Below are 23,176 nucleotides of genomic sequence, written 5' to 3'. Positions count from 1 at the left end.
CTCTGACCGGATTCTTGCTTCTCGGATTCTGACTGCTCGTCATCGTCGACGGGTGAGCGAGCACCTTTCAGGTCGGTGGTACGTCGAGTGTTCTGGAGAGTGCAGATGACGGGTCCGTTGCTCGCAATCGATACGAGGGGTTTAACCAAGACGTACGGCCGCGCGGCTGCGGTCGATTGTGTGGACCTGCAGGTCCCTGCCGGGGGCGTCTATGCGCTGCTCGGTACCAATGGGGCGGGTAAGACGACGACGGTACGCATGCTCTCGACGCTGGTTCGTCCGGACGCCGGCACTGCGCGCGTATTCGGCCTCGACGTGGTCGCGCACGCGGGCAGAGTTCGCTCCTTGATCGGGGTCACCGGCCAGTATGCTTCGGTGGACGAGGATCTCACCGCTACGGAGAACCTGACGATCTTCGCCCGATTGGTGGGCGCGTCCCGTCGGCAGTCGCGTGGACGCGCAGACGAACTGCTCGCGGAGTTCGGTCTCGGTGCGGCCGCCGACCGCGCTGTGCGTCACTTCTCCGGCGGGATGCGGCGACGGCTGGACCTCGCCGCCTCGATGATCACCCGGCCTCGACTGTTGTTCCTCGATGAACCGACCACTGGCCTGGACCCACGCACGCGTCAGCAGATGTGGCAGACGGTTCGCCGGATGGTGGCCGACGGTTCCACGGTCCTACTCACCACTCAGTATCTCGAGGAAGCAGACCAACTGGCCGATCGTGTGGCGGTGATGGATCACGGCCGCATCGTGGCAGACGGGACGGCCGACGAACTGAAGGCGCGGATCGGGGACAACTGTGTGCGGCTGGATCTGCGAGATCCGGACCTGGCGCCCGCCGCCGCTGCCGTCTGTGCGGTGTTCGCACAGGAGGATGTGCTGCTCGAGGGGGCCGAACGGCGGGTGATGGTACCGATGCCCGACCTCGAATCCCTACCTGAGATGTTGCTGGCCCTGCGCGCCGCACAGATCGAGTTGGTGGCGGTCAACGTCGAGCGGCCCACCCTCGACGAAGTGTTCTTTGCGCTGACCGGGGATGCCGAACCGGGGGTCGCGGCATGAGCGCGGCCGCGACATTCGTGGTGGAACACCCCGGCCTTGGTAGCGATCGTGTGCCATTGCGTGCCACGGTCCGACAGTCACTCACCATGGCTTTCCGGGGTCTGCTGAAGATCAAACACAATCCTCAGCAACTCTTCGACGTGATCGTGCTGCCCATCGTCTTCACAGTCATGTTCTCGACGATATTCGGTGGCGCCATCGTCGGTGATGTCGCCGGATACCTGCCTCTGCTGATCCCGGGCGTTCTGGTTCAGGTCGCCGTCGCGGCGTCGGTGACGACCGGTGTGCAACTGCGCGAGGATCTCGATCGAGGAGTGTTCGATCGCTTCAAATCGCTGCCGATCGCCCGGATCGCGCCACTGGCGGGGGCATTGCTGGCCAACGCCGTGCGCTATGTGGTGGCGACGGTCATCACCGTGGCGGTCGGTGTCGCGATGGGTTACCGCCCGGAAAGCGCGGTGGGCCTGGCGATGGCATGTGTGTTGATCGTGATCGTGGCCTTCACATTGAGCTGGATCTTCGCGCTGATGGGGGTGCTGTTGGACAAGGCGTCGACGGTTCAGGGCGTCTCGATGCTGGTCCTCATGCCGTTGACGTTTGTGTCCAACGCCCTGGTGCCTGTCGACACCATGCCGGAGTGGATGCGCAAGTGCGCCACCGCCAATCCCGTATCACACCTGGTCTCGGCCGCCCGAGAGCTGGCCTCCGGTGGTGCGGCAGGTCCGCAGATCGCCGCCACCCTGATCGGGGCTGCGGCCGTACTCGCAATCTTTGTACCCGTGACCTTGCGAACCTACATGCGAAGGACGTGACGTGCCCCCTGGCGTTCCGGAATCGACCGATGCCCCGCGGCCCACTCTGTCGGTGGTGGTGCCGGCCTACAACGAGGAGGAGTCCATCGCGGAGTGCCTGGGCAGACTTGTCGCCCAGCCGGAGATCACCGAGATCGTGGTGGTGGACAACAACTCCACCGACCGCAGCAGGCAGATCGTCGACTCCTTGGCCCTCGAGCACACGAGGATTCACGTCGTGACGGAGCCCCGGCAGGGGTTGGTGTTCGCGCGTAACCGGGGATTGGACGCGGCAACCGGAGACCTCATCGCGCGTATCGATGCGGACACACGGGTCGGTCCGACCTGGGCGCAGACGATCATCGACTTTTTCACGGCCGATACCGCGCGCAGCTGGTCGGCCCTGTGCGGTCGTGGCGAAGCCTATGGCGTGCCACTGGCAGGGAGGTTCGATCGGTGGAAGATCCGGGTACATCCGCTCGGTCGCAGGCAGGCACATCGCGCGGTCACCGAGATCCCCGTCCTGTACGGATCGAACATGGTGTTGCGGCGGGAGGTCTGGGCGACGATCCGGACCCGGGTGAGCATGCGGCGCGACATCTTCGAAGATGTCGACATGGGCCTGTGCGTCACTGAGAGCGGTGGACGCAACGCCTTCCTTGCTTCGTTGACGGTGGGCGTCTCCTCGCGCCGGATGGAGACCGGCGTGATGTCGTTCGTCACCTACATGAGCTTTCTGCCACGCACGTTTGCTCTTCACCGGCGGGTTGCTCTCGCGGCCGGGACAGCGCTGGTCTACGTCCCTGCTCTGACGGTTGTCCACGCGATGCGGTTGGTGGCCATCCGACTGTATGACGTCGAGACCGGTCGCTTCTCGACGTCACCGCGGCAACTGGCCTCAGATCGCGTCTTGCCGTGAGTGGCGATCGGCGACACGCTCGGCGATGTCGGCCGCATGTGAGACCGCCAGCGATGGGGGAATCATGCTGTCACGCAGCGTGGTTGCGGCCTCACGAACAGATGGTGACAGCGCTGAGCGCACGGCTGTGACGAGTCGGGTGGTGTTCACCCGTGACATCGGAAGGGAGGTGCCCACATGCGATGCCATCACGGCCCGCCCCCAGATCGGCTGGTCGGCGCCCACCCAGGTGACCACGGTTGGGATGCCGGCACGCAGGCCGGCGGCCACCGAACCTGCGCCGCCGTGGTGCACTGCAGCTGCGCATCGGGGCAGAATCGCATCGTGGTCGACATGCCCGACGACCCGGATTCGGTCGTCGGACACCCCCGACATGAAGTCGCTCCAGCCGCCGGCGATCAGCAGACGCACATCGAGTTCGGCTGCGACGGCGAGCACGGTGGTCGCGAGATGATCGGGATCGGTCACCATCATGCTGCCGAATCCCACGTACACGGGTGGTGTGCCGCGGTCGATCCACTCGATGAGGTCGGACCCGGCATCGTCGCCGACGCCGGATCGCTGATCGTGCGGCAGAGTGAAGAAGCCGACGAGCGGACGCGCCGGCCCCCACTCGGATGTCAGCGTCGGGAACAAGACAGGGTCATAGGCCTGGATCTCCGGCACGCCCGTCGCGGCGATCTGGGCGGCGAAGGTGGCCGGTATCGGATCCAGTCCCAGATCTGCGCACAGCGCGTCTTCGGCACGCCGGCCCGCCCGCCACAGCACCTGCTCCACCAGCCGCCAACTCATCCGAGCCGTGCGTGGGCCGACATCGATGCCGGCGTGGGCCAGCAGCGTCGTCGACCCGTTGCGCCGGATCGGGCACAGATGCAGTGGTATGTGAGGAATTCCACGGACCCGCGAGACGTTGTGCGCCCGTTCCTGCCCCGCGCTACCGGCGATGATCGCATCGGCGTTCTGCGTCGCGTCGAGCAGTTGTCGTTGCATCACGCTTCCTCCGCGGATGGTCAGTTCGGTCGCAGCCCGCACCCGAGTGAGCGGATCACGGGACCGCATCCGTTCGCGCACCAGGGGGGAATCGAGCGCGGATCGTGTGCTCTCGCCGTAGGAAAGAGTGGGAATGCCTGTGCCAGAGGCGAATGGGACACTGTCTGGCGGAACCAGGAGCGTGACCTCGTGTCCGCGAACGCGCAGTTCGGTCGCCAAAGCGGCCGCAGGCTGCACATCTCCACGGCTGCCGCCGGCTGCAAACACATATCTCATCGGGCCCCTCCTGTTTCCGATGGCGACCAGTGTAGGGGGCGAAGAGTTCGACGGCGCGCCACCGACCGATGACCATGGGACGGATACGAGATGAGAATTGCTTTTGCAGTCAATGGAACTCGCGGAGACGTGCAGCCGGCAGCGGTGCTGGCGCATCGGCTTGCCGAACGGGGCCACGATGTGATCCTGGGGATACCGCCCAACCTCGGTGACGCCATCGCTGGGTCCGGGATGCACGTTCGCCGACTGGGACTCGACACCCAGGCGCAACTCGACCACGTGTCGAGAGCACGAGCTGCGGCCGGGCGTGATCCGATCAAGTTGCAGCGCATGCTCGCCGAGGTCCGAGATCTCGGCTGGGCCGAGATCGTCGGTGACATGGCGGGTGTGGTCGAGGGCGCGGACGTCGTGGTCACCGGGTTCACCACCGAGCAGGTCGCCGCCATGTACGCGCTACGTGCGGCGATCCCGGTCATCTCGCTGCACCACGCGCCGATCCGTCCGAATCTCAGTGTGGGCCCGCTACCCGCGATCGGCGCACGTTCGACGTCGTTGAACCGTCTGCAATGGGCGCTCGCCGACCGCGCTCTGACCGCGATGACCCGGCGGCGAGACCGGGAGTTGGCCGGCAGGGTGGGTGGCGTGCCCGACGACGGCCCCGGCTGGACCAGGGTGCGTCGGGCGCCTGGCGCCGACATCCAGGCGTACGACCCGATGTTCGCGGTGCACGACGACCCGGTATGGGACCGCGACTCCCGCCGCAGACCGCGGCCGGTGGTGGGGTTCCTCGACATTCCCGGCCGGCTTCGGCAACGCATGGGTAGCCAGATGCGCGGCACCGCGTCTGCCGATGTGATGTCCTGGATCGGCCGCGGGGAGCCGCCGGTCTATGTCGGATTCGGCAGCATGCCGCTACGCGACCCGGCCGCAGTGGTCGGCATCGTCGAATGGGCTTGCCGCAGCGTCGGTCGACGTGCGCTGATCTGCGCCGGCTGGAACCGGGTCGACGACATGGCGGCAGCTGTGTGCGACACCAGTGTTGTGCAGGTGGTGGATTCGATCGATCACGCCGTGTTGGCGCGGTGCGCGGTGGTGGTCCATCACGGTGGTGCGGGGACCACGGCGGCGACGCTGCGGGCCGGTGTCCCGTCAGTCGTGTGTTGGTTCAGCTCGGACCAACCGTTCTGGGGCGCCGAAGTGTCGCGACTCGGAGTCGGTGTTTCGCTTCGGTTTCGGAAGCTGGACGCGATGCGACTGGCCGCCGGCCTGCGTGCCTCGCTGGATCCCGCCTGCGTCGAGCGTGCGCGGGCGATGCCGAGTGCGCTGGTCGGTGCGCAGCAGGCCGCCGACCACGCCGCGGACGTGGTCGAGAGTTCGGTCCGACCGATGCGGATCGTCGCATGAGGGCCGCGTCGGCGATCCGCGCGACAGATCACACCGCCGAGCTTGTCGATGACGGCTCCGCTTCGCATGGCCGGTATCGAACCGACCTGTCGCGGCGTGACATCCGCCTCGGTGACGCTGACACCACTTACTGGTTTCTGCACCGTGCACTCGGGTGGGACGTGGTGCTGCAACTCGTGTGGGTGATGAACGGGCCGATCGCGGCAGACACGCTGGCGCTGCTCAACCGGCAGTTGGCCGCCGGTCGGCTCCATCGACGCCTCATCGTCCCGCGGATGCCAGGGGCGCGTCCGGTCTGGACGAACGCATACCAGGCCCCGGCGCTGGTCGTCGATCACGCGGAGATCGACGAGGCCGAGGCAGATGACTGGGCCGCCGAGGAGATGGCCACCGTGCGCCTCGATGCCGAGGCGGGACGGTGCTGGCGCCTGCGCGCGATTCGGTGTGCATCAGGAGCGACGGTGATCTCGTTGTGCGCACTGCACCTCGTCGCCGACGGCCGCACCTTGGTGACCGCGGCTGCGGCGGCCATGGCGGCCACCGACCGCGGCGCGCCGGCCCCGGCCCCGCCCGCCGGTGCCGCGGAGCGGCGATGGTCCCGGTTCGCGCACAGCCTCGTCTCCGACGCCCGCGACGCCGCGGCCCAGGTCCATGCTGCGGCAGGCGGGCTCGCGCGTGTCGCGGGCTCCACGTTGCGGGGCGGCGCCGGTGTCGTAGAGCCGGTCGCGGCGAACCGGGCGCCGATCGTCGAGCGATCACCGCAGGCTCGCTGGGCCCGGGCCACCGCGTCCGTGCCCACGTCCGAGTGGGACCGGGTCGCGGCGAACGCAGGCGGAACAGCGAACTCCCTGTTCATCGCCACGGTCACCGGATTGTTGCGGTCGAGTGGGTATGCGCCCGTGGGTGACCCGATCAAGGTCGGCATCCCGGTGGATCGACGTGACGGCGAGGACGATCCGCGTACCAATGCCACCGCCGGGGTGTCGATCGTGCTGACCGACGAACCGGTGCCCGGCGGCACCCTGCACACGATCCGGCGTGCCTGCAAGCAGGCGTTCGTCGCATTGGCAGCGGGACAACGGCCGGCGATCGCCCATCTGCAGTCGATGGTGTGGTTGATTCCACCCGCATGGCTGGTCGGCATGGTGACTGCGGGTGACGGTATGCCCGACGCGATGGTGTCCAACCTCGGCGCGGTACCCGCGGCAGCGGGGCAACTCGACGGTGCAACCGCGTGTCGATTCGTGTTCCGGGGCATGGCGCAGGGAGTCGACCCGAACCTGCCGTACCGGTTCGGCGACGGGGTGCAGTCCTGGTTGACGCGTACCGATGACCGGGTCACCTTCGCCGTCTTCGGTTGTGATGAAGAGTATTTCGATTCCGATGAGCACCTCCGGACGTTGCTCGACGACGAGCTGACCGCCTGGGGTCTCGTGCACGAGGTCTGGTGAGGTGACCGTGACGAGTTGGTATGAGCGTGTGTCCGCGATGCCCCGGGTGGCCGGTGGCGACGAGGCGTATCTGTTGGCGGAGAAATTGTTCGGGCTGAGCGCGCCGATGCATTTCGTCTGGGTCTTCGATCGCGATCCCGGAGTTCCGGCGGTGCAGCAACTGCGCGCAAGGCTGGCCGCCGGGTCGATACACCGGGCGGTTCACCGCACCAGGGTCCCGATGGCGCGGCACCGCTGGGTGCGATCGCATCTGCCTGCTGTCGGTTCCGACACCGATCGCATCGGTGATGACGAGGTCGGGACCTGGGCCGACGCGCACGTACGCGACACGACGCTGCGGCCTATCGACGGCGCGGGGTGGCAGCTGGACTCCGCGCTGACCAGCGATGGACGTCGAGTGGTGTCGTTACTCGTGTCGCACATGATCGCCGACGGTCAGGGGGTCTACCGTGCGCTCGCTGCAGCACACGCGGGCAACTCCGGCGCACTGCCGGACCCGGTATCGGCTCGTGGCGCACGTGCGGTCACCGAGGATGTCGTCGATGCAGGTCGGCAACTTGCCGCAGCCGCATCGTCGCTGCGGATCGTGCTTCGCGAGGCGTGGCGCAATCGTGGGTCGACGCCGACGCCGACGCCGACGCCGGCGCCGACGCCGACGTCACCGGTGCCGAGCGCGCCGCGGCCCGTGCCGTCCGATGGGCCGGAGACAACGCTGGCGATCGTGAATGTCGACCGCGGTCAATGGCATGCTCGGGCCCGGGAGCACGGTGGTACGGCCAACAGCCTGTTCACCGCGTTGTTGGCGGGCGTCGTGCAGCGTTCGGGGTACCCCACGGGGCCGGAGTTACGGGTGTGTATCGCTGTCGACAACCGGGCCGGCGAACCCGACGAGCGGGCGAACGCGTCGGGCGGTGTGTGGATCCGGTTGTCCGACAGGGTTGACGCGCCGGGTCCGCTCGGTGGAATCCGAGCATTGAGCAAACAGGCGTTCGTCGAGTACGCGCAGTCGGGTGCGGAGCAGGTGGCCGACAACCTTCAGCCCATCGTACGGCTGCTGCCGCGTCGGCTGATCGCCAGGATGATGGCGGGGATTGCAGGTCCAGACACCACGGTGTCGAACCTTGGGGTGGCGCCGGAGACTGCGCTCGGACTCGGTGGGGTACACGCCAACTCGTTCGCTATCCGTGCCCTCATGCAGGGCATGCCCGCGGAGCGCCGGCGCATCCAGGGGCCGGCGATCGCGGCGTGGGCGGTGGAGTACGACGAGCGGATCACCCTCACCTTCTTCGGTATCCATCCCGATCATTTCGGAGATCCGGAGCTCGTCCGGAAACTCATCGCCGAGCAGTTGTCCTCCTGGCGACTCGACCACGAATTCTGGTGAGGTCGATGCCGATGTGGTCGCGCCAGTGCCGGAGTCGGATTCGAGTTGCAATTGTCTTGTACGGCAGTCGAGGTGACATCCAACCCGGCGTGTGTCTTGCTCTGGAACTACAGGGCCGGGGCCATCGGGTGACCGTGCTGGTTCCGCCGAACCTGGTGGATTTCGCGCGAAGCGCGGGAGTCGCGTCGGTGGTGGCAGTGGGGCTCGACTCCCACGTGGCCTGGTCGTCGGATACCGCGCTGAGCGTTGCGCGAGAGGGAAGCAGGTTGGCGCAGATGAGGTTTGCCGTACGCACCATACGATCAGGCTTCGCCGCGTTCGACGAGTCGATGGCGGACGAGTTCACCGTCCCCGGAGCTCCGCTGTCCGATGTGGACATCCTCGTGGCCGCACCGCTGTGCCAGGACCGTGCGTTGGCGGTCGCGCAACGCATCGGGGCCCAACTGGTGGTACTGCGATACGCGCCGATGTCGGAAAACGGTGTCGTTGGCGCCGTACCCGTTCTCTCCAGATACATGTCACCTGCACTTCGGCGGTGGTCGTGGCGATGGGCCGACCGGGTGACCTGGGTTGCGACCGGCTGGAACGAGAACTCTTTTCGGCGCCGGATGAAGCTTCGCCGAGCACGGCGACCATTGTCGTTGCGGCTTCGTGACCGCGGAATCGTGCAGATCCAGGCTTTCGATGGAGCGCTCATACCCGGACTGGCGGAACAATGGCGTGACGCGAAGCCGGTCGTCGGGTTCCTGGACCTCGACACCGAGCATCGGCGCGACCTCGCCGAGATCGACGTCACCACACCGGAGTTGGCGACCTGGCTCGCCGAGGGAGACCGACCGCTGTTCGTCGGTTTCGGCAGCATGACCCTGCCCGACCGCGATACCGTCATCGCGACGCTGTGCGCCGCCGCGCGGCGGTTGGGTCTACGCTGTCTGGTCGCCGGACCCGAGTACCGAGGAGCCGTCGGCGATGACCGCGACATCTTCGTCGTCGCCGCGATCGACCATCAGTCGGTGCTGCGGCGCTGCGTGGCCGCGGTACATCATGGGGGTGCGGGCACCACCGCGGCAACCCTGCGCGCAGGTCTGCCATCACTGATCTGTGCGGTGACCGCCGACCAGCCGTTCTGGGCGCGCCGTGTACAAACCCTTGGGGTGGGCTGCGCGATGCGACCGTCGGCTCTCACCGAGACGATGGCCGCCGAAGCGCTCGCTACGATCCTGTCGGCGCCGGTCCGGGAAGCGGCCGAACTCGTTGCGGCGCAGATGGTGGCGCCGGACAAAGCGGTCGCCACCGCGGCCGACATCGTCGAACAGGCCGTCGCTGCCGAGTAGTCAGCGGAAATCGGGTGACGACTGGTGACGCCCCGGGCCGCGGTGAACCCGGGCGACGCGCACCCGAACCGGTCTGGGTGTTACTGGGCGATCAGCTTGTTGACCGCCCGGTTGAGGAAGTTGGGAATGAATTTCGCCGCATTGCCGAGCACCAGTGTCTGCGCGCCGACCGAGTAGCTGGTGCGGTGGAGCAGCTTGTCCTGACGCGTGGGATGGACTGACTCCCACACCTTGTCGGCGACCTGGTCGGGTGTGATCCGCACACCGAGCGTCTTCGTCGACTTCGCCTCGTTCATGGCGAGCGCGGTCTTCGCCCAGAGTGGCCAGATCCCGACCACCCGGATGTCGTCGTCCTCCCATTCCAACTCAAGCGCTTCGGTCAGGCCGGCGACGAAGAACTTGGTGGCGCTGTAGGTCGCGATGCCCGGCTGTCCGTAGATCGCCGACGCCGAGGCGATGTTCACCAGGTGCGCGCCGGGTGTCGCCCGGAGGTACGGGTAGGCGGCTTGCGCGCCCAGTGCGACGCCGAGCGCATCGATGTCGATCTGTCGGCGCACGGCGTCGGGGGAGATCTCGTGGAGCGGACCCTCGACCAGGATGCCGGCGTTGTTGTCGAGGACGTCCAGGGTGCCCCCGGTGTGGGAGGTGAACTCGGCGAGCGCGGTCTCCCATTGCTTCGGATCGCGTACGTCGAGCGTCCCGGTGATGAATCCGGGGTGGTTGGCCTGGACTTTTGCCAGGGCATCGGTGTCGACGTCGAATACACCGACCGTCCATCCGGCGCGCCCGAATCGTTCCGCGGTAGCCAATCCGATGCCCGCGGCGCCGCCCGTGATGAAGATCGATGACATGTGCTTCTCCTGCTTTTGACCTGCATGTACGTGTCCCACGCGAAACTTACTGGCGAGTATATATCCGACCTTGTTCACTTCCGCGCGTTCCGATGCTATCGTGACAACACGCATTGTCATAACAGTGCTCATTGTCATGAAAGAACAGTTGTTCACCAACGGCCCGGAGGTCGAGACTCGATGACTGCAGCGATGGATCGCACGCAGGCCGATACCCACCATGGTGTCGACGAAGCGCAGAACGTGGTCAGCATGCGCGACCAAGGGACCGACGAGGTCTCCGAACGCCTGCTCGCCTCGGCGGCTCGGCTCTCGCGCAATGCGATGACCGAGATCGACTGGTCGGCCCCGATGGACCCCACCAAGTACGGGTGCAGCCCGGAATGGTCGTCGCTGTACGGCACCGCCTACTGGGAGGAACTCTCCGAGTCCCAGCGCATTTCGGTGACCCGCCATGAGTTCGCGTCGATCATGAACATCGGCATCTGGTTCGAGATGATCCTGCAGGAGATGGTCATCCGCGATCAGTACCTCGGCGCCTACCACAGCCCGGAGTTCCAATTCGCGCTGACCGAGGTCGCCGACGAGTGCCGCCACTCGATCATGTTCGCCAAGGCATCCGAGAAGATGGTCGGTACCTCCTACAAGCCCACCAAGAAGGTCGGGCGACTCGGCAAGCTGTTCAAGCGCACCGCCAAGAACGAGGTCGCCTACGCCGGCATTCTGGTCGCCGAAGAGGTGCTCGACGTCTTTCAGCGCGGTTGCATGCGCGACGATCGGGTGCTGCCGTTCATCCGCACCGTCAACGAGATCCACGTGCTGGAAGAGTCGCGGCACATGCGCTTCGCGCGAGAAGAGGTGCGTGAGTCGATGGATGGCGTCGGGTGGGCGCGTCGGCAGTTCAGCGCTCTCTACGTTGCGCTGGGCGCCTACTTCATCGTCACCAGCCTGGTGCAGAAGAAGGCGTTTGCCGATGCCGGGCTCGACGCCGACCGGGCCATGGCCGAGATGCGCTCCAACTCGCACTTCCAGTCCATGATCCGCAGCAGCTGCGCTCACCTCATGGAGTTCCTCGACGAAGTCGGCCTGCTCACCAAGCCGGCCATGTACTACTACCGGAAAGCGAACATGCTCTGATGTTCGTCATCACCCAGTCCTGCTGCAGCGACGCGGCATGCGTGTCGGTGTGCCCGGTCAACTGTATCCACCCGACACCCGAGGAGCGCGGCTTCGGCAGTTCGGACATTCTGCACATCGATCCCGAGGCGTGTATCGATTGCGGTGCCTGTGCTGATGCCTGCCCGGTGGACGCGATCTATCCGGCAGACAAGCTCGGCACTCGCGACAAGGTGTTCATCGACATCAACGCCGACTACTACAAGAACAACCCGGACGTGACCTCCGGGTGGTCGTCGGTCACGTATCCGGACATCCCGAAACTGCCGGCCGGTCTACGGGTTGCGCTTGTCGGCACCGGGCCGTCGGGCGGTTATGCGCTGCGGACGATCCTGGATCGCACCGAGGCGTCGGTGACCGTCATCGACAAGCTTCCCACTCCAGGCGGTCTCGTGCGTGCCGGCGTCGCGCCGGATCACCCGGGCACCAAGGGCGTGCTGCGGGGTTTCGATCTTCTTTATCGCGATCCGCGCGTCACCATGGCGACCAACGTCGAGGTCGGCACGGGCGAGGGCCAGATCACGCCGGACGAGTTGGCCGAACACTTCGATGCGGTGTTCTATGCGGTCGGTGCCAGTGAGTCACGTCGACTCGGCATCCCCGGGGAAGCCCTGCCCGGCTCGACGTCGGCGACCGATCTGGTCGCCTGGTACAACGCGGTGCCGGGCATGGAGGCTCCGCCGATCCCCCGTGACGGCACGGGACGCGCGGTCGTCGTGGGCACGGGCAACGTCGCACTCGACGTGGCACGCATCCTGGTGTCCCCGCCGGAGATGCTCGCCACCACCGACATCGCCGATCGTGCGCTGCGCATCCTGGAAGAACAGAACATCCACGAGGTGGTGGTGCTCGGTCGCCGCGACCAGGCGCACGCCGCGTACACATCTGCCGAGTACCGGGCGCTGTCGACGATCCCGGGGGTGGAGGTGGTGGTCCACGACGACCCCGACGCCGACCTCCCGGACTTCAGCGCGCCCGCCGATCCGGACAACCGTCGGATCACCTTCCTCTTCCACACCACCCCCGAGGAGATCTCGGAACAGTCGCGCGTCGAGCGGGTCACCGTTGCGACCGGTGGACGTCAACACCAGATCGCCGCCGATCTGATGGTTCGTTCCATCGGTTACCGTTCGACGCCGATCGGCGGGCTCCCGTTCGACGACGAACGTGGGGTGTTCCCCAATGTGGACGGCCGGATGACCACCGAGAGCGGCGATGTCATCCCTGGTGTCTATGTCCTGGGATGGGCCAAACGCGGGCCGAGTGGCGGCATCGGCACCAACAAGGTCTGCGCCGAGGCAACCGTGGAGGACTTCATTCGCGATGCAGCCGCCGGGCATCTCCCGCGAACAACGCATCCGGCCAAGGCATTCACCGCCCTGCTGCGCCGTCGCACCCGACAGGTCATCGGCTACCGCGGAGTCCGTGCGATCGACGCCAGCGAACGGCGTCGCGGACTCGCACAGGGTCGGCCCCGCGTCAAATACACCGAGTTGTCGGAGATGGTCGGCGCAGCCGGGTGGCGGAAGAAGTAGGCCACCGGCGATCTAGGCGGCCTGGTTGCTCTGGTGGTTGAGTAGGCCGAGGCGCCAGCCGAGACCGTATCGAAACCACCGCACGCGATCTCGATACGCTCCTCACTCCGTTCGTCGCTACTCATCAGCGGGGGGACGCTCGATCAGCGAAGGGGGCGCGCGATCGGCGGCGGGGCTCGACCACCCGACCTCGAGATCACATCGGCCGACCTTCGCGGTGAGGTCCTGACAATCGCCTTGTAACACTCAGGCAAGAAGCGATTCACGCGCGGTAGCGATAGTGGCCGTATGTCCAGCACACCGCGGTTCCTGCAAGGCGTCTACGCGTTCACCGGAACGGGGCTGACGAAACCGGCGCCCATCGACCCGTCCCTGACGTACGTGGTGCCCCCCGGCATGACGGCACAGCCCCTCTACTTTCGTGGCGGGAACAGCTCGGGCGAACTGATCTATGTGACGCTGATGCGGGACGGCCAGCCCATGCGCATCTTCCCGATGGGGGCGCGGTCCTCGGTCAACGTCCCGCTGCGTGTGGTGGAGGACGTCGATCCCGACACCACCTTGGAGTTGGTCCTGGCGGCGCCGGAAGCGACGAGCGGTGAGGTCGTCATCGACTTCGGGATGGTCATCTTCTGATGCCTGTCGACGTCACGCCGCACGACGATGCAACCACCGCCAAGCGCAAGCTGGTGGTGGTCGGCAACGGTATGGCCGGCGCACGGACCGTCGAGGAGATCCTGTCCCGCGGTGGCAGTGAACTGTTCGACGTCACGATGATCGGCGACGAGCCCTACGGCAACTACAACCGGATCATGCTCAGCCACGTCCTCTCCGGCGAGGCCACACTCGACGACGACGACCTGATGCTCAATCCGATGGCCTGGTACCGGGAGAACGGGGTCACCCTCTACTCGGGCGACAGCGCCGAGGGCATCGATCGTTTCGCCAAGACCGTCACCTGCGCCAGCGGCCGTGTCATCGACTTCGACGTCCTGATCATCGCCACCGGGTCCAACACCTTCTTCCCCAACATGGATGGGCTGCGCGAGTCCGATGGGCGACTGGCGCGCGGCGTCTTCGGATTCCGGACCATCTCCGACACCAACGGCATGCTGCAGATGGCGACGGCGCGCGACGACGTCCGTGCTGTGGTCATCGGCGGCGGACTGCTCGGGCTCGAGGCGGCCTATGGACTCAAGACCCAGGGGGTCGACGTCGACGTCGTGCACTCGCCCGGTCACCTGATGAATCAGCAACTCGACGAACGCGGCGGAAAGGTGCTGCGCAACAAGATCGAGGAACTCGGGGTCGGCGTGCACACCGGCAAACGCACCACCGCCGTGCTGCGCACTGACGACGGCACCGTCAGCGGAGTCGGATTCGCCGACGGCGAATCGCTGCCGGCGGACATGATCGTGGTCACCGCCGGAATTCGGCCCAACGTCGAACTGGCACGCAGTGCCGGGCTCGTCATCGAACGCGGCATCGTCGTCGACGACCAGATGCGCTGCGAGGACGAGGGTTCCATCTACGCCGTCGGAGAGTGTTGCCAGCACCGCAGCGAGGTGTACGGGCTGGTCGCGCCGCTGTGGGAGCAGGCGGTGGTGCTCGCCGACGTCATCACGGGTGCGAATCCCCATGCGGAGTACCATGGTTCGCGACTGACCACCAAGCTCAAGGTTGCCGGGGTCGACGTCGCGGCCATGGGTGTGAAGGGTCCCGAACGCGAGGACGACGAGTTCGTCCAGTTCTACGAGCCGCGCAGCGGCACCTACAAGAGTGTGGTGGTGCGCGACAACAAACTGATCGGCGCCATGCTCCTCGGCGACATCTCCAAGGCCAACTTCCTCACCCAGGCCTTCGACGAGAAGGTGCCGCTGCCCGAAGAACGTATCTCGATGCTCTTCGACATGGGTACGCCCAGTGCGGAGACCGGTGCGGCCGAGCTCGCCGACGACGTGCAGGTGTGCAATTGCAATGGTGTCACCAAGGGCGACATCGTATCTTGCGTACAATCCGGGTGCACCAGCGTCAGCGAGGTCTGCGCGAAGACCCGCGCCGGCAAGGGGTGCGGCTCGTGCAAGCCACTCGTCGGCGACATCGTCGAGTTCGCCGCGGGTGATGCGCTGACCGTCGACAAGTCGGCGGACTGGTACGTGCCGTGCATCCCGCTGACCAAGCCGGAGTTGATCGACGCCATCAAGCGGCAGGATCTCCGTTCGGTGTCAGAGGTTTTCGAGAACTTGGCGCCCGACGGTGAGGACGCCACCGCGAAGATGCCGTTGTCGTCGCTGCTGCGGGTGATCTGGGGAACCGGGTGGAATCGCGAACCGGGTGCGCTGTTCGTCAACGATCGAGTGCACGCCAACATCCAACGGGACGGCACGTTCTCCGTCGTACCGCAGATGAAGGGCGGCGTGACGTCGCCGCAGCAGCTGCGCAAGATCGCCGACGTCGCGGAGAAGTACGACATCCCGATGATCAAGGCGACCGGCGGCCAGCGCCTCGACCTGCTCGGCGTGAAGAAGGAAGATCTGCCCAAGGTCTGGGACGACCTCGGCATGCCGTCGGGTTACGCCTACGGCAAGTCCTTCCGGACCGTGAAGACCTGTGTGGGAACCGACTACTGCCGGTTCGGACTCGGGGATTCGACGGCGCTGGGCATCGCGATCGAGACGCGATACCAGGGTCTCGAGTCGCCGGCCAAACTGAAACTCGCGGTCACCGGCTGCCCCCGCAATTGTGCCGAAGCCCTCTGCAAGGACTTCGGCGTGGTGGCGATCGGCGACGGCAAGTGGGAGATCCTCGTCGGCGGTGCCGCGGGGGCGCACATCCGCAAGGGTGACCTGCTGGCGACGGTCGACTCACCGGAGGAGGTGATCCGCCTGTGCGGCATCTTCATCCAGTACTACCGTGAGCAGGCTAAGTGGCTGGAGCGCACGTACGCGTTCGTGCCGAGGATCGGTATCGAGGAGCTGCGGGCGATCCTGGTCGAGGATCGTGACGGTCTCGTCGGCGGTCTGCAGGAGCGCATCGACGAGGCGGTCGCCGATTACGTCGACCCGTGGCTCGACCGTGACGAGCCGCGATCGCCCGCCCAGTTCACCTCCGCGTTGCCGCTGCTGCCGCTACCGCAGGTGCCGGTCCGATGACCAGCGTCGACACCGGCGTCCCGGTCGGTCCGATCGATGATCTTCTCCCGGGGGAAGGGCGGGCCTACCCGGTCGACGGCCGCCAGGTGGCGGTGTTCCGGATGACCGACGGCACCCTGCGGGCCACCGACGCGGTCTGCCCCCATCGGGGAGGCCCGATCGCCGACGGCCAGTTCGACCTCGGCCACGTGGTGTGTCCACTGCATCAGTACGTGTTCCGCTTCTCCGACGGCGGCTGTACCGCCGATGGGATCGGCTCGCTGGGCGTGTACCGCGTGGAGGATCGCGACGGACGTATCGTGGTCTGGCCGTGAGGTTGTCCCAGTTGACACCTCAGCGCCGCGCGGTCGTCTCAGCAGCGATCGTGTCGCGCTCAGGTGTCATCTGAGACGAGTTCCCTGGTGGGCATCAGTGGCTTGAGGTGTTCGCGCCGACGCACGAGGTCCATGATCGTCTCTTCGGCGGCCGGCCACTCGTGCACCACTTGGTGATACGTCAGTCTGATGACCAGGTATCCGAGTTCGACAGCTGTGCGGTCGCGCTCGCGGTCCTTCTCGAATTGTTCTTTGCTGCTGTGGAATTCGTATCCATCCACCTCGATGATCAAGCGAGTGCCGACCACCAGGTCGACGATGCCCACTCCCGGGATGTCGACCTGTGAGCGCACACCGATACCGCGTGATCGGAGCCGGAATCGGCACATCGATTCGGTACCGGACTGAGAACTGCCGTCGCATCGGTCCAGCAGGCGGCGGATCCGCGCGGGTGCGGACTGGAACACGACCCGGAGGTCGGAGGGTTCGAGCAGCCCCAGATTCATGATGGAGTCGCAGACCACCACGATGCCTTCGTCGTCCAGGCATTTCAGTGCGTGCCGCAGCGCGACTGCCAGTTCGTCGACGGACGTGATCTCCGATTCCGGTCGGCCGTACTGTTCGCAGAACGTCGCGCCGGGCGTGCGGTGCGCACAGGCGCGGGCCCGGATGTGAACGGTATCGGATGTACCGGGAACCCAGACCTTGAGCAGTCGTAGTGCCGACAGGCAACTCAGCACGCCGCCACCGGCCACCGCCGACACCACAGTACTGTCGGCCCACGGTGTGGCGTACCACCCTCGCCGCAGACATCGCAGTGTGCCGTTCTTGAGGGCGGCCCGGAGTTCGGTTCGCGTCATGCCGGCCTCACGCAGTTGTTTCCACGAAGCGACGCCGAACCCAGCAGCGAGGACCTCGGAGTAGTCGGGTTGATCCATGGGGTGCAGCCTGACATCCGGTGAGGCGCGGACGAGGTGGTCGGCTGGTTCCCGGACGATATCTGTGGACAGATCCGAGAATGTGCAGAGCGCACCCATAACCCCTGTCCCAGATGACACCTCAGCAGCCCGGCAGATTTCCACTGCCCGGTGGTGGTCGGCTGGCGTGTCATCTGGGACACGTGGTCAGTTGACGGTGGCGTCCGGCACGATGTATCGCTCGGGCCCGAAGGTGAGGGTTGGCCTCTCCGATCGGGATCGACAGGATGGTGAGCCGGTGCCGAACGGTGCAAGGGATGCCGGGACGGCCGGCTGCGCCGATGCGCTCGTCGCGGGTGAGGCGTACGCGCTCGCGGAGGAAGAGCTTGCGCCCCTCGCTGGAGGTCGAACTCGATGCCACCTCGCTGGTGCTACCGTGGCCCGCGCGCCCTGCCGGACACCTGGGCAGCGCGTGTCCCGACGACGCCTCAGTACACGTCCCGCACGTACCGCTTGTCGGCCGCCAATGCCTTCACGTAGGACTCCGCACCGGCGGGCGACCGACGCCCGTGATGAGCCACGATTTCCTTGAGGGTCGCGTCGACATCCTTGGCCATCCGCGTGGCATCGCCGCACACGTAGACGTGTGCGCCGTCGTGCAGCCAGCGGTAGAGCTCTTCGCCGTGCTCCCGCATGCGGTCCTGGACGTAGATCTTGCGGTCCTGATCCCGTGAGAACGCGACGTCGAGGCGCGTCAGCAGGCCATCGGACAGCATGGTGGTGAGCTCGTCGCGGTAGTAGAAGTCGGTGGCCGAATACTGTTCGCCGAAGAAGAGCCAGTTCTTGCCCTCGTGGCCCAATGCCTGCCGTTCGCGGAGGAATCCGCGGAACGGGGCGACGCCCGTACCGGGACCGATCATGATCATCGGGGTATCGGGGTCCGACGGAGGTCGGAAATGCGTTGTCGACGTGACGAACACTCCGATGTCCTGACCTTCGCAGTGGTCGGCCAGGAACGTTGAGCACACGCCGCCGCGAGCCTTGCCGTGCAGGTTGTACCGGACGGCCGACACGGTGAGCTCGACCTCTCCGGGGTTGTGTAATGGGCTCGATGATATCGAATATGACCGGGGCTGAAGGGTTTTCAGGACAGACACCCATTCCTCGGGGTCGGCCTTCACTGGATACTCGGTGAGTACGTCCACCGACTGCCGGCCCCAGGTCCACGCCTCCAGCTCCTGCTTGTTGCCTGCCGCCGCAAGGGAATGCAGATGCGCCGAACCGTTGCGGTCGGCGACGAAACGCATGAAATCCGGGGTGACCTTGGCGAACTCGAGACGTTCCCGCAGTGCGCGTCGTAGCGGCATGTCGTCGCCACCCGGCGCGTTGACGATCTCGCCGCCATCGAGGCCGGTCACGTCGAGCCATTCGTCGATGAGGGTGTTGCTGTTGAGCGGCCAGACGCCCAGGGCGTCACCGGCCTTGTAGGTCAAGGTGTCGCCGGGCAGATGGAACCCGAAGTTGCGCACGTCTTTCGACGAACCGTCACCGTTGAGTCTGACATTGCGCGACAGCTGGGTGACCAGTGGCTTCTTCTTCGAGAACGCGGGCGCGGTACGCACCGACGGCTGCGCAGATGAGTCGGCCGGCTCGCTGAGGACGGTGACCCGTTCGCCATCCGTCGATGGTCCCGCGCTCTCGTCTGCGGTGATCACCGTATTGACCCGGTCGAGCCATTGCCCGGCGTGTTCCTCGAAGTCTGGTTCGCAATCGACCCGTTCCAGGATTCGTCGGGCCCCGAGTTCGTCGAGGCGCTCGTCGAGATTGCGCCCGTGACCACAGAAATTGTCGTAACTCGAGTCCCCGAAGGCGAGCACCGCATAGCGTAGTCCCGACAGATCCGGCGCTGTATCGCCGCTGAGCGCATCCCAGAACGCCGAACCGTTGTCCGGCGGTTCTCCGTCACCTGTGGTGGAACTGACGAACAGCGTCGTGCCGCTGAGAGATCCCACGTCGGCGGCATCCATCTCGGTGACCGTGACGTCATATCCCTTGGCCCGGATGTGATCTGCCGTCTCGGTGGCGAACTCTTCGGCGTTGCCCATCTGGGAGGCCCACAGGACGGTGATCGACTCGCGCACCGCCTGCACCGCGTCATCGGCGCCGCCCGGTGCACCGGCGGTACCGACGCCCGACAGCGGTGCCCGCGCAAAGATTCCGTCGAGCACTCCCGACGCCCACGCGTGGACGTCGCTGCGCAGCGGCGCCCCGGGCGGCAGCACGGGACGGTCGTCGACAGGTGGATGCGTCCGGAGCCCGGCGATCATCCCGGCGAGGTACGTGCGTTCCGCTTCCGATGGCCTGATGTCTACGTCGGCGACCCCGAGCGCTGACGCCAGGGCATCGACCGGCCCGGCGAGACCGTGGTGAGCCTCGGTCGTGAGGCTGTCGGAACCCTCGGTGGACGAATGCTGAGCCGAAGGCGCACCCGCGACTTTGGTGAGGGTGACTGCGCACACCTTGAACTCCGGCTGCTGCGACATCGGGTCGACGGCGTCGGAGGTCACTGCGTTGATGGTCAGGTGCTCGCCGAACACGTCGTTCCAGTGGAACGGGACAAAACAATTGCCCGGTCGAACCCGATCGGAGACCGTCGCGGGTAGCACCGCACGCCCGCGCCGCGATGCCACTTCCACCCGGTCCCCGGGGCCGATGCCGAATCGTTGCGCATCCTCGGGGTGGATCTCCACGAACGGGCCCGGGTTGAGTTTGTTGAGTTTGGTGACCCGACCGGTCTTGGTCATCGTGTGCCACTGATGTGGCAGACGGCCGGTGTTCAGCAGGATGGGGTATGCATCGTCGGGCATCTCGGCGGGATCGACGTGCGGCCGTGCGAAGAACTGGGCCCGACGGTTCGGTGTCGCAAACGCGAGCGCGGGCACGGTCCCGTCCTCGGCGGTGTGCAATGTCTGGCTTACGCCGTCGTTGAGGTAGCGGATGGGGTTGCGGCCCTGACCGTTCGGGGTCACCCCGGCATCGGCCGGTGGGCTGGGCCATTGCATCGGGGTGCGACGCAGCCCCTCGTAGGTCATCCCACGGAGGTCGTAGCCGGTGCGTGGGTTCGCGAACCGGCGGATCTCGTCGAAGATCTGTTCGGCGTCGGTATAGGAAAAGGCCTCGGTATAACCCATCTCGCAGGCGATGCGCGCGATGATCTGCCAGTCCGGCAGCGCCTGACCGGGCGCGGTCAGGGCGGGCTCGAACAATGTCACGTTGCGTTCGGAGTTCACCATGGTGCCGGTCGACTCGGTCCACAGTGCGGCGGGCAGCGCGACGTCGGCGTAGGCGTTGGTCTCGGTGTCGGCGAAGGCGTCCTGCGTGATGACGAGCTCGGCCTGCTCGAGCCCGGAGATGACGGTCGACCGATTTGCCACGGATGCGACCGGATTGGTGCAGATGATCCAGCACGCTTTGATGTCTCCGTCGGCCATCTGGCGGAACATGTCGATGGTGCCGCCGCCCACCTCGGTGCGCACGGTTCCGGGCGCCAACCCCCAGACATCCTCGACGAACGCACGGTCGTCGTCGGACATCACCGCCCGCTGTCCCGGGAGGCCGGGGCCCATGTACCCCATCTCGCGGCCGCCCATGGCGTTGGGCTGCCCGGTCAGCGAGAACGGTCCGCTGCCCGGCCGGCAGATCGCGCCGGTGGCGAGATGCAGGTTGATCAGTGCATTGGTGTTCCAGGTTCCGTGTGTGGATTGGTTGAGGCCCATCGTCCAACAGCTCATCCAGTTCTGCGCGGACCCGATCAGCTCCGCCGCGCGGCGGATGTCGTCGGCCGGGATGCCGGTGATCTCGCTGACCACTTCCGGCGGATACTGCGCGGTGAACTCGGGCATCTGCTCGAAGCCGTCGGTGAACGACGCGATGAAGTCGTCGTCGGTGTGGCCGCCGGTGATGAGCAGATGCAGCAGCCCGTTCATCAGTGCCAGGTCGGTACCGGGTGTGATCTGCAGGAACAGGTCGGCCTTGTCGGCGCTGGCAGTGCGGCGCGGATCGACGACGATGAGCTTCGCACCCGCCTTGATCCGGTCCATCATGCGCAGGTGCAGGATCGGGTGGCAGTCGGCGATATTCGACCCGATCACGAAGAACACGTCGGCGTGATCGAAATCCTGATACGAACCGGGCGGACCGTCGGCGCCGAGGGACTGCTTGTAACCGGTGCCGGCGCTTGCCATGCACAGCCGCGAGTTCGATTCGATCGCCGTGGTCCTGATGTAGCCCTTGGCGAGTTTGGTCGCGAGGTACTGCGCCTCCATCGACATCTGTCCCGACACGTAGAGGGCCAGGGCGTCCGGTCCGTGTTCGTCGACGATGGCGCGTAGTCGTGCCGCGGTCTCGGTGATCACCTGATCCATGTCGCCGGGCCGCGCTGGAGCGCCGCGTTCGTCGCGCACCATCGGCGTGACCAGGCGCCCGCCGGCGGCCAGCATGTCCGCGGTGGTCGAACCCTTGGTGCACAACCGACCGAAGTTGGTCGGATGATCCTTGCGGCCCACGGTCTTGGCGACCTGACCGTCGGCGCCGAGCGCCAGGTCCATTCCACAGCCCACCCCGCAGTAGGCACACAGCGAATGCACGATGTCGACGGACTTCACGATCTCCACATTCGACGGGGTGTGTTTCCTGATGCGAATCGGCCAGTTACACGCCTATCAACTTGACCTCACAGGGGTGGGTCGCACATGTGCGCAGCCCGGTCGCGGACGCGACCGGCGGCGTTGCATTCGACTCGGCGCGCCCCGACCTGCAGCAATCGACGCGGGACACGGCGGTACGTCCTCAGACACATCTCAGCAGTTCGCGATAAGACTGTAGGCATGCGCATCCTTGTGGTCGACGACGATCGGGCGGTACGCGAGTCGCTACGCCGGTCGCTGTCGTTCAACGGCTACACCGTCGATATCGCGGCCGACGGTCTCGAGGCCCTGGAGAAGATCGTCGCCGAGCGTCCGGACGTGGCCATTCTCGACGTCATGATGCCGCGTCTGGACGGGCTGGAGGTGTGTCGTCGGCTGCGGTCGGCCGGCGACGATCTGCCCATTTTGGTGCTCACCGCCCGGGACACGGTCTCCGAGCGGGTGTCGGGTCTGGACGCCGGGGCAGACGATTACCTGCCGAAACCGTTCGCACTGGAGGAACTGCTCGCGCGGCTACGTGCGCTACTGCGACGTGCCAGTCCCGACGATGCGGCCGAGTCGGAGGAACTGTCGTTTGCGGACCTGACGCTGGACCCGGTGACCCGCGATGTGGCACGCGGTGAACGCAGCATCAGTCTTACTCGGACCGAATTCGCTTTGCTCGAGATGCTGATGGCCAACCCGCGCCGCGTCCTGTCCCGCAGTCGCATCCTCGAAGAGGTGTGGGGCTACGATTTCCCGACCTCGGGCAATGCCCTGGAAGTCTACGTCGGCTACCTGCGGCGCAAGACCGAAGCCGAAGGTGAGCCCCGGCTAATCCACACGGTGCGCGGCGTCGGCTATGTGCTGCGGGAGACCCCGCCGTAGTGGTCCCCGACGCATCGGATTCGACCCCTCGGTCGGCACCGACG

Annotated in this window: 17 protein-coding genes and 1 pseudogene; 13 read left to right on the top strand and 5 right to left on the bottom strand. The window is 66.2% G+C overall.

The window, feature by feature from the left end; genetic code table 11:
* The first annotated feature begins 105 nt into the window (after window positions 1–105).
* The 3 genes from OSB52_RS01465 to OSB52_RS01455 are packed head-to-tail and all read left to right on the top strand — an operon-like array spanning window position 106 to window position 2,775.
* Window positions 106–1,065, top strand: a complete 960-nt coding sequence (locus OSB52_RS01465; protein ID WP_266059793.1) for an ATP-binding cassette domain-containing protein — start codon at window positions 106–108, stop codon at window positions 1,063–1,065.
* Window positions 1,062–1,877 carry an ABC transporter permease gene (locus OSB52_RS01460; RefSeq protein WP_235724720.1) on the top strand — a complete coding sequence of 272 codons (816 nt, stop codon included), beginning with the start codon at window positions 1,062–1,064 and terminating at the stop codon, window positions 1,875–1,877. The genes OSB52_RS01465 and OSB52_RS01460 overlap by 4 nt, the downstream gene beginning before the upstream one ends.
* A gap of 1 nt (window position 1,878) precedes the next feature.
* Window positions 1,879–2,775, top strand: a complete 897-nt coding sequence (locus OSB52_RS01455; protein WP_266059791.1) for a glycosyltransferase family 2 protein — start codon at window positions 1,879–1,881, stop codon at window positions 2,773–2,775.
* Here the strand turns inward: OSB52_RS01455 and OSB52_RS01450 are convergent.
* Window positions 2,755–3,765, bottom strand: coding sequence for a glycosyltransferase (locus OSB52_RS01450; RefSeq protein ID WP_266059912.1), 1,011 nt, complete (start codon window positions 3,763–3,765; stop codon window positions 2,755–2,757). The two genes, OSB52_RS01455 and OSB52_RS01450, sit on opposite strands and share 21 nt — an antisense overlap.
* Before the next feature lie 183 nt (window positions 3,766–3,948).
* Window positions 3,949–4,041, bottom strand: a pseudogene (locus tag OSB52_RS01445) (glycosyltransferase); the annotation flags it as partial.
* Window positions 4,042–4,131: 90 nt separating this feature from the next.
* Here OSB52_RS01445 and OSB52_RS01440 point away from each other — a divergent pair.
* The 4 genes from OSB52_RS01440 to OSB52_RS01425 all read left to right on the top strand — a co-directional run bounded on the left by OSB52_RS01440 (window position 4,132) and on the right by OSB52_RS01425 (window position 9,614).
* Window positions 4,132–5,445, top strand: coding sequence for a glycosyltransferase (locus OSB52_RS01440; protein ID WP_266059789.1), 1,314 nt, complete (start codon window positions 4,132–4,134; stop codon window positions 5,443–5,445).
* Entirely contained in the window at window positions 5,442–6,896 is a 1,455-nt protein-coding gene (locus OSB52_RS01435; RefSeq protein WP_266059788.1) for a hypothetical protein, read from the top strand. The genes OSB52_RS01440 and OSB52_RS01435 overlap by 4 nt, the downstream gene beginning before the upstream one ends.
* Before the next feature lies 1 nt (window position 6,897).
* Complete coding sequence (locus OSB52_RS01430; RefSeq protein ID WP_266059787.1) at window positions 6,898–8,280, top strand: hypothetical protein; 1,383 nt, start codon at window positions 6,898–6,900, stop codon at window positions 8,278–8,280.
* An 89-nt stretch (window positions 8,281–8,369) separates the two neighbouring features.
* A complete protein-coding gene (locus OSB52_RS01425; protein WP_266059786.1) occupies window positions 8,370–9,614 on the top strand; it encodes a nucleotide disphospho-sugar-binding domain-containing protein in 1,245 nt (414 codons plus the stop codon).
* 80 nt (window positions 9,615–9,694) lie between these two features.
* Here the strand turns inward: OSB52_RS01425 and OSB52_RS01420 are convergent, their stop codons facing one another.
* The gene (locus OSB52_RS01420; protein WP_235724713.1) at window positions 9,695–10,465 is read right to left on the bottom strand and encodes an SDR family oxidoreductase; all 771 of its coding nucleotides are present in this window, start codon (window positions 10,463–10,465) and stop codon (window positions 9,695–9,697) included.
* Window positions 10,466–10,645: 180 nt separating this feature from the next.
* On the opposite strand from OSB52_RS01420, the gene OSB52_RS01415 reads away from it, so the two are divergent.
* From OSB52_RS01415 to OSB52_RS01395, 5 genes are all read left to right on the top strand, one after another.
* On the top strand, window positions 10,646–11,602 hold the full coding sequence (locus OSB52_RS01415) for an AurF N-oxygenase family protein (RefSeq protein ID WP_235724712.1): 957 nt from the start codon (window positions 10,646–10,648) through the stop codon (window positions 11,600–11,602).
* On the top strand, window positions 11,602–13,176 hold the full coding sequence (locus tag OSB52_RS01410) for an FAD-dependent oxidoreductase (RefSeq protein ID WP_266059785.1): 1,575 nt from the start codon (window positions 11,602–11,604) through the stop codon (window positions 13,174–13,176). The genes OSB52_RS01415 and OSB52_RS01410 overlap by 1 nt, the downstream gene beginning before the upstream one ends.
* 288 nt (window positions 13,177–13,464) lie before the next feature.
* Window positions 13,465–13,812, top strand: coding sequence for a molybdopterin oxidoreductase (locus tag OSB52_RS01405; RefSeq protein WP_235724710.1), 348 nt, complete (start codon window positions 13,465–13,467; stop codon window positions 13,810–13,812).
* Entirely contained in the window at window positions 13,812–16,328 is a 2,517-nt protein-coding gene (gene nirB / locus OSB52_RS01400; RefSeq protein WP_266059784.1) for a nitrite reductase large subunit NirB, read from the top strand. The genes OSB52_RS01405 and nirB overlap by 1 nt, the downstream gene beginning before the upstream one ends.
* Window positions 16,325–16,642: a Rieske (2Fe-2S) protein gene (locus OSB52_RS01395; protein ID WP_235724708.1), complete on the top strand. Its 318-nt coding sequence runs from the start codon at window positions 16,325–16,327 to the stop codon at window positions 16,640–16,642. Before nirB ends, OSB52_RS01395 begins: the two co-directional genes overlap by 4 nt.
* Window positions 16,643–16,701: 59 nt before the next feature.
* On the opposite strand, the gene OSB52_RS01390 is transcribed toward OSB52_RS01395, so the two are convergent.
* Both OSB52_RS01390 and OSB52_RS01385 read right to left on the bottom strand, forming a co-directional pair.
* Window positions 16,702–17,580: a type IV toxin-antitoxin system AbiEi family antitoxin domain-containing protein gene (locus OSB52_RS01390; RefSeq protein WP_266059783.1), complete on the bottom strand. Its 879-nt coding sequence runs from the start codon at window positions 17,578–17,580 to the stop codon at window positions 16,702–16,704.
* 467 nt (window positions 17,581–18,047) lie between these two features.
* On the bottom strand, window positions 18,048–22,166 hold the full coding sequence (locus tag OSB52_RS01385; RefSeq protein WP_372512290.1) for a bifunctional nitrate reductase/sulfite reductase flavoprotein subunit alpha: 4,119 nt from the start codon (window positions 22,164–22,166) through the stop codon (window positions 18,048–18,050).
* A gap of 279 nt (window positions 22,167–22,445) precedes the next feature.
* On the opposite strand from OSB52_RS01385, the gene OSB52_RS01380 reads away from it, so the two are divergent.
* Entirely contained in the window at window positions 22,446–23,132 is a 687-nt protein-coding gene (locus tag OSB52_RS01380) for a response regulator transcription factor (protein ID WP_235724706.1), read from the top strand.
* Window positions 23,133–23,176 lie beyond the last annotated feature (44 nt).

Origin of the sequence: Gordonia aquimaris (genome assembly GCF_026262595.1) — a bacterium.
Lineage (GTDB): Bacteria > Actinomycetota > Actinomycetes > Mycobacteriales > Mycobacteriaceae > Gordonia > Gordonia tangerina.
Note: the sequence above shows the minus strand (reverse complement) of the source record. Positions and strands in the feature narration are given on the sequence as shown.

Coding starts and splice junctions, on each gene's coding strand:
- OSB52_RS01435 (WP_266059788.1), top strand. CDS start 5,442: ATGAGGGCCGCGTCGGCGATCCGCGCGACAGATCACACCGCCGAGCTT.
- OSB52_RS01450 (WP_266059912.1), bottom strand. CDS start 3,765: ATGCAACGACAACTGCTCGACGCGACGCAGAACGCCGATGCGATCATC.
- OSB52_RS01420 (WP_235724713.1), bottom strand. CDS start 10,465: ATGTCATCGATCTTCATCACGGGCGGCGCCGCGGGCATCGGATTGGCT.
- OSB52_RS01410 (WP_266059785.1), top strand. CDS start 11,602: ATGTTCGTCATCACCCAGTCCTGCTGCAGCGACGCGGCATGCGTGTCG.
- OSB52_RS01465 (WP_266059793.1), top strand. CDS start 106: ATGACGGGTCCGTTGCTCGCAATCGATACGAGGGGTTTAACCAAGACG.
- OSB52_RS01405 (WP_235724710.1), top strand. CDS start 13,465: ATGTCCAGCACACCGCGGTTCCTGCAAGGCGTCTACGCGTTCACCGGA.
- OSB52_RS01390 (WP_266059783.1), bottom strand. CDS start 17,580: ATGGATCAACCCGACTACTCCGAGGTCCTCGCTGCTGGGTTCGGCGTC.
- OSB52_RS01440 (WP_266059789.1), top strand. CDS start 4,132: ATGAGAATTGCTTTTGCAGTCAATGGAACTCGCGGAGACGTGCAGCCG.
- OSB52_RS01460 (WP_235724720.1), top strand. CDS start 1,062: ATGAGCGCGGCCGCGACATTCGTGGTGGAACACCCCGGCCTTGGTAGC.
- OSB52_RS01380 (WP_235724706.1), top strand. CDS start 22,446: ATGCGCATCCTTGTGGTCGACGACGATCGGGCGGTACGCGAGTCGCTA.
- OSB52_RS01395 (WP_235724708.1), top strand. CDS start 16,325: ATGACCAGCGTCGACACCGGCGTCCCGGTCGGTCCGATCGATGATCTT.
- nirB (WP_266059784.1), top strand. CDS start 13,812: ATGCCTGTCGACGTCACGCCGCACGACGATGCAACCACCGCCAAGCGC.
- OSB52_RS01415 (WP_235724712.1), top strand. CDS start 10,646: ATGACTGCAGCGATGGATCGCACGCAGGCCGATACCCACCATGGTGTC.
- OSB52_RS01385 (WP_372512290.1), bottom strand. CDS start 22,166: ATGGACCTGGCGCTCGGCGCCGACGGTCAGGTCGCCAAGACCGTGGGC.